Raw genomic sequence first — 5,246 nt, forward strand, 5'->3', positions numbered from 1 at the left:
GTGGGAGGCCCTCCGTCTCGGAGCCGCGCACCGCGTGCACGACCTGCCGGGGATGAACGCGATGGGCCTCCGGTTCGACGACGCCGATCGGTCGCGGCCGGCCCGGGACGTCGTCGGCGAGTACTACCGACGCTTCGAGCAGTACTACGACCTGCGCGTGCGGCGGCCGGTCGCGGTGACCTCCGTGTCGCGCATCGCGGACACCACCGGATCCTCGGCCGGACTGTGCGTCACGGTCCGCAGTGCCGACGGGGGGACGAGCCGGATCGGCGCGGACGTCGTGGTGAACGCCTCGGGGACGTGGGGCACGCCCTTCGTCCCCTGGTACCCGGGCCGGGACGTCTTCCGTGGTCGGCACTCGCCGTGCTGAACGGCGGGCAGGCGTCCGCCGGCAACACCGAGTCGCACGCCCACTTCGAGACCGTGACGATCCAGCCGGGCGAGACGCTCTGGCAGCTCGCGGAAGAGACCGCGCCGAACGCCGACCCGCGTGACTTCGTGCAGGACGTCGTGAGCCTCAACGCCCTCGACGGCTCCGGTCTGCAGGCCGGTCAGGAGATCGCGATCCCGGCGCAGTACACCGCCGCGCACTGACGCGACGCCGGCCGCCACGCAGCGCCGCAGAAGTGTCGCGACGGCCCACCGTCCGGACGGCCGGTCGTCCGACCGCCCGTGCGGCCTACGATGGATCGGTGGCATTCACGCTCGAAGACCTCCCGATCCGAGACGACCTGCGCGGGCAGAGCCCGTACGGCGCACCGCAGAAGCACGTGCGCGTGCAGCTCAACGTCAACGAGAACACGCATCCGGTGCCGGCTGACGTCGCCGAGGACATCGTGTCGTCGATCCGGCAGGCGCTGACCACCGTGAACCGCTACCCGGACCGCGAGTTCTCCGAGCTGCGGCAGTCCCTCGCGGACTACCTGCAGCGCGACACCGCGCCGGAGCAGTCGCTCGGCCCGGAACAGATCTGGGCGGCCAACGGTTCGAACGAGGTCCTCCAGCAGCTCCTGCAGGCGTTCGGCGGGCCGGGGCGCAGCGTGCTCGGGTTCCCTCCGACCTACTCGATGCACTCGATCCTGGCCTCGGGAACCGGGACGACGTGGATCCCCGCCCAGCGCGACGACGAGTTCCGGATCTCGCCCGAGACGGTCGTGGCGGCCATCCGCGAGCACCAGCCGGACATCGTGTTCCTCTGCGGGCCGAACAACCCGACCGGGACCCCGCTCCCGATCGAGACGATCGAGGCCGCGTACGCCGCGACCGACGGCATCGTGATGGTGGACGAGGCCTACGCCGAGTTCATGCCGGCCGACGCCCCGAGCGCGCTCACGCTGCTGCCCGGCCGCGAGCGCCTCGTCGTGTCCCGCACCATGAGCAAGGCCTTCGCGTTCGCCGGGGCCCGCGTGGGCTACATGGCCGCCCACCCGGCCGTCATCGACGCGATCCGGCTCGTCCGGCTGCCGTACCACCTGTCCGCCCTGACGCAGGCGGCCGCGGTCGCAGCGCTCCGGCACGCGCCCGCGATGCTGGCGATGGTGGACGACATCACCCGGCAGCGCGACCGCATGGTGACCGAGCTCGGCGCGATGGGGTACCGCACCTACGAGACCTGGTCGAACTTCGTCCTGTTCGGGGGCGTTGCAGACCCGCACGCCGCGTTCGAGGCGCTCCTCGAGCAGGACGTCATCGTCCGTGACCTCGGCATCCCGAACCACCTGCGCGTGAGCGCCGGCACCGAGGAGGAGACCACGGTGTTCCTCGACGCCATGCGCCGCGTCGCCGCCGATCAGCCGCCGGTTAGGGTTGCAGCATGACCGCGCGCACCGCCACGATCAGCCGGAGCACGAGCGAGTCGAGCATCGAGCTCGAACTCGACCTCGACGGCACCGGCACGTCCGACATCTCGACGAGCGTGCCGTTCTTCGACCACATGCTGACCGCGTTCAGCAAGCACTCGCTCATCGACCTCCGCGTGCGTTCGACGGGCGACACCCACATCGACGTGCACCACACCGTCGAGGACACCGGCATCGTGCTCGGCCAGGCGCTCAAGCAGGCCCTGGGCAACCGTGCCGGCATCGGCCGCTACGGCGACGCGCTGGTGCCGCTCGACGAAGCCCTCGCGCAGGCGGTCGTCGACGTGTCGGGCCGTCCGTTCCTCGTGCACTCCGGCGAGCCCGCCGGCTTCGAGTTCCACCGCATCGGCGGGCACTTCACCGGCTCGATGGTCCGCCACGTGTTCGAGGCCATCGCGTTCAACGCCGGCATCACGGTCCACGTCCGCGTGCTCGCGGGCCGCGATCCGCACCACATCGCCGAAGCCGAGTTCAAGGCGTTCGCGCGGGCGATGCGCACCGCGGTGGAGCTCGACCCCCGCGTGGACGGCATCCCGTCCACCAAGGGCTCGCTGTGACGGCGGGCGCGAAGCCGAACGTCGTCGTCCTCGACTACGGGTCCGGCAACGTCCACTCGGCCGCCAAGGCGCTCGAGCGCGCCGGCGCCGACGTCACCCTGACCGCCGACAAGCAGACCGCGCTCCGCGCCGACGGCCTGCTCGTCCCGGGCGTCGGGGCGTTCGGTGCCGTCGTGGAGCAGCTCGAGAGCGTGCAGGGCGGCGAGATCGTCGACCACCGCCTGGCCGGCGGACGTCCGGTCCTCGGTATCTGCGTCGGCATGCAGGTGCTGTTCTCCCGCGGCATCGAGCGCGGTGCCGACGTCGAGGGACTCGGCCAGTGGCCGGGCACCGTCGAGCAGATCCAGGCGGACGTCCTGCCCCACATGGGCTGGAACACCGTCGACGCGCCCGCCGACTCGGTGCTGTTCGACGGCCTGCACGACGAGCGCTTCTACTTCGTGCACTCCTACGGCGTGACCGATTTCCCGCTCGAGGCGTACGGCCCGTTCCGCGCGCCCCGGCTGACCTGGGCCGAGCACGGGCAGCGGTTCGTCGCCGCCGTCGAGAACGGCCCGCTCACCGCCACCCAGTTCCACCCCGAGAAGTCCGGCGAGCCGGGCATCCGATTGCTCGCAACTGGGTGCAGTCGCTCTGAACCCGGCCACGGGTCCGGCGGCGCGGTCCGTGACGGACCCGCACCGCTCCTCCCGACCAGCGCACCGCGCCCGCTCCCGCAACGAAGACAGGACCATGACCGAGCTCTCCTCCACCACGCCCCTCGTCCTGCTGCCCGCCGTGGACGTCGTCGACGGCCAGGCGGTGCGTCTCACGCAGGGCGAGGCCGGCAGCGAGACCTCCTACGGCGACCCGGTGTCGGCAGCCCGGACGTGGCGCGACCAGGGCGCGGAGTGGATCCACCTCGTCGACCTCGACGCGGCGTTCGGCCGCGGCGACAACCGCAGGGTGATCGCGCACGCCGTCCGCGAGGTCGAGGGCGTGGCGGTCGAGCTGTCCGGCGGCATCCGCGACGACGCGTCGCTCGAGGCGGCCCTCGCGACCGGCGCGGCACGCGTGAACCTCGGCACCGCGGCGCTCGAGGACCCGGAGTGGGCGGCGCGCGTCATCCGGCAGTACGGCGAGCAGATCGCCGTCGGACTCGACGTGCGCGGGACGACCCTCGCCAGCCGCGGGTGGACCGAGGACGCCGGCGACCTGTGGGAGGTCCTCGACCGCCTCGAGGACGCCGGCTGCGCCCGCTACGTCGTCACCGACGTCACCAAGGACGGCACGCTGCAGGGGCCGAACGTCGACCTGCTCCGGGCCGTCTGCGACCGCACCGACCAGCCCGTGGTGGCGTCCGGCGGGATCTCGACGCTCGACGACCTGCGTGCCCTGCGCGCGCTCGTGCCGCACGGTCTCGAGGGCGCGATCATCGGCAAGGCGCTCTACTCGGGGGCGTTCACGCTCCCCGCCGCCCTCGACGTCGCGTCGGAGTAGCGGCGTGTCGGGCATCTCGAACGGTCGCGGGACCGGTCCCGAGGTCCCGGACGGCACCGGGCACCCGGACGACGCCCACACCCCAGGCGGCGCCGCCGACTCGGCCGGCACCGCGTGGGCCGGGCGCTCGTTCGACCAGCACGACACGACCTTCGACGACGACGACGGACTCGCCGACCCGGCGGTCGTCGACGCGATCAGGGCGCTGCCCGACGGCGGCTCCCAGCGGGCGGTCGTCGACGCGCTCCGCACCGCGCGGCTGCTCATCCCGCTCATCGCCGAGGCCGGCGACGTCGGCCACACCGACACCGGCAAGCTCGTCGACAAGACGCAGGAGCTCTCGATCGTCACGGTCGCCGGCCCGGACGGCCGGAGCGTGATGCCCGCGTTCACCTCGGTCGAGGCGATGCGGACCTGGGATGCCGACGCCCGGCCGGTCCCCGCCGATTCGCGTCGGGTCGCGATGGCCGCCGCGAGCGAGGAGACCCAGCTCGTGGTCCTCGACCCGACGGCACCGACCGAGTTCGTGCTCCGCCGTCCCGCCGTGTGGGCGATCGGGCAGGACCTGCCGTGGACGCCCTGCTTCGAGGACCCGGAGGTCGCCCAGGCCTTCGCCGACTCCGTCGTGGGGGAGCGTGCCGTGGCGCGGGTCGAGCTCGCCCCGGGGGACCCGCTCGGACGCTTCGCCGGTGCGGAGCTGACGGTGGGCCTGGCGCTGCACCCGGGTCTCGACCAGTCCCAGGTGCAGGAGCTCGTCGGACGCCTGCAGCAGCGCTGGACGGCGGACGCCGTCATCGCGGACCGCGTGGACAGCATGCGGGTGGCGTTGCGCCCAGCGTGCAGGACGTCGGTCTCGGCGGCGAGGGCGCGGGCGATGCCGACACGCTGCTGCATGCCGCCGGAGAGCTCGTCGGGCTTCGCGTCCGCCCAGACGTCGAGTCCGACGAGGCCGATCACCTCGCGGGCCTTGGCGAGCCGGGTGGCCCTGTCGACGCCGTTCACCTCGAGGCCGAACGCGACGTTCTCGAGCACGGTGCGGTGCGGCAGCAGCGCGAAGTGCTGGAAGACCATCGACACGCTCGACCGACGGATGTCGCGGACCTGGCGCGGGGTGGCCCCCGTGACGGTGCGACCGCCGATCTCGACGTTCCCCGCCGTCGGTTTCGAGCAGGCCGTTCAGCATGCGGATGAGCGTCGACTTGCCCGAGCCGGACAGACCCATGACGACGAAGATCTCGCCGGGACGCACGTCGAAGGACGCGTCGATCACGGCCGCGGAGCCGAGGTCGCGGACCTCGTCACGGGTTGGCGCCGGCTGCGAGCCGGCGGACCGCCTCGCCTGGACGGCGGC

At 72.8% G+C, this 5,246-nt stretch carries 4 protein-coding genes and 4 pseudogenes; 7 read left to right on the forward strand and 1 reads right to left on the reverse strand.

The window, feature by feature from the left end; all coding sequences use genetic code 11:
* From I5E_RS25015 to I5E_RS27515, 7 genes and pseudogenes are all read left to right on the forward strand, one after another.
* Nucleotides 1–370: pseudogene (locus tag I5E_RS25015) on the forward strand (pyridine nucleotide-disulfide oxidoreductase); the annotation flags it as partial.
* Entirely contained in the window at nucleotides 364–594 is a 231-nt protein-coding gene (locus I5E_RS20715) for a LysM peptidoglycan-binding domain-containing protein (RefSeq protein WP_261975016.1), read from the forward strand. The pseudogene I5E_RS25015 and the gene I5E_RS20715, both read left to right, overlap by 7 nt.
* 98 nt (nucleotides 595–692) lie before the next feature.
* On the forward strand, nucleotides 693–1,817 hold the full coding sequence (locus tag I5E_RS20720; RefSeq protein WP_022908659.1) for a histidinol-phosphate transaminase: 1,125 nt from the start codon (nucleotides 693–695) through the stop codon (nucleotides 1,815–1,817).
* On the forward strand, nucleotides 1,814–2,416 hold the full coding sequence (gene hisB / locus I5E_RS20725; RefSeq protein WP_022908660.1) for an imidazoleglycerol-phosphate dehydratase HisB: 603 nt from the start codon (nucleotides 1,814–1,816) through the stop codon (nucleotides 2,414–2,416). The genes I5E_RS20720 and hisB overlap by 4 nt, the downstream gene beginning before the upstream one ends.
* Nucleotides 2,413–3,053 (forward strand): annotated as a pseudogene (hisH, locus tag I5E_RS24030) (imidazole glycerol phosphate synthase subunit HisH). Before hisB ends, hisH begins: the two are co-directional and overlap by 4 nt.
* Nucleotides 3,054–3,148: 95 nt before the next feature.
* The gene (gene priA, locus I5E_RS20730) at nucleotides 3,149–3,895 is read left to right on the forward strand and encodes a bifunctional 1-(5-phosphoribosyl)-5-((5-phosphoribosylamino)methylideneamino)imidazole-4-carboxamide isomerase/phosphoribosylanthranilate isomerase PriA (protein WP_022908661.1); all 747 of its coding nucleotides are present in this window, start codon (nucleotides 3,149–3,151) and stop codon (nucleotides 3,893–3,895) included.
* Nucleotides 3,896–3,899: 4 nt separating this feature from the next.
* Nucleotides 3,900–4,733, forward strand: a pseudogene (locus tag I5E_RS27515) (SseB family protein); the annotation flags it as partial.
* Nucleotides 4,734–4,735: 2 nt separating this feature from the next.
* Here the strand turns inward: I5E_RS27515 and I5E_RS24035 are convergent.
* Nucleotides 4,736–5,246: pseudogene (locus I5E_RS24035) on the reverse strand (ATP-binding cassette domain-containing protein); the annotation flags it as partial.

The sequence above is a fragment of the Curtobacterium sp. B18 genome, from assembly GCF_000333375.1.
In the GTDB taxonomy this organism is placed as follows: Bacteria; Actinomycetota; Actinomycetes; order Actinomycetales; family Microbacteriaceae; genus Curtobacterium.

Excerpts from the sequence above, each read along its gene's own strand:
- hisB (WP_022908660.1), top strand. The coding sequence starts at position 1,814 with ATGACCGCGCGCACCGCCACGATCAGCCGGAGCACGAGCGAGTCGAGC.
- priA (WP_022908661.1), top strand. The coding sequence starts at position 3,149 with ATGACCGAGCTCTCCTCCACCACGCCCCTCGTCCTGCTGCCCGCCGTG.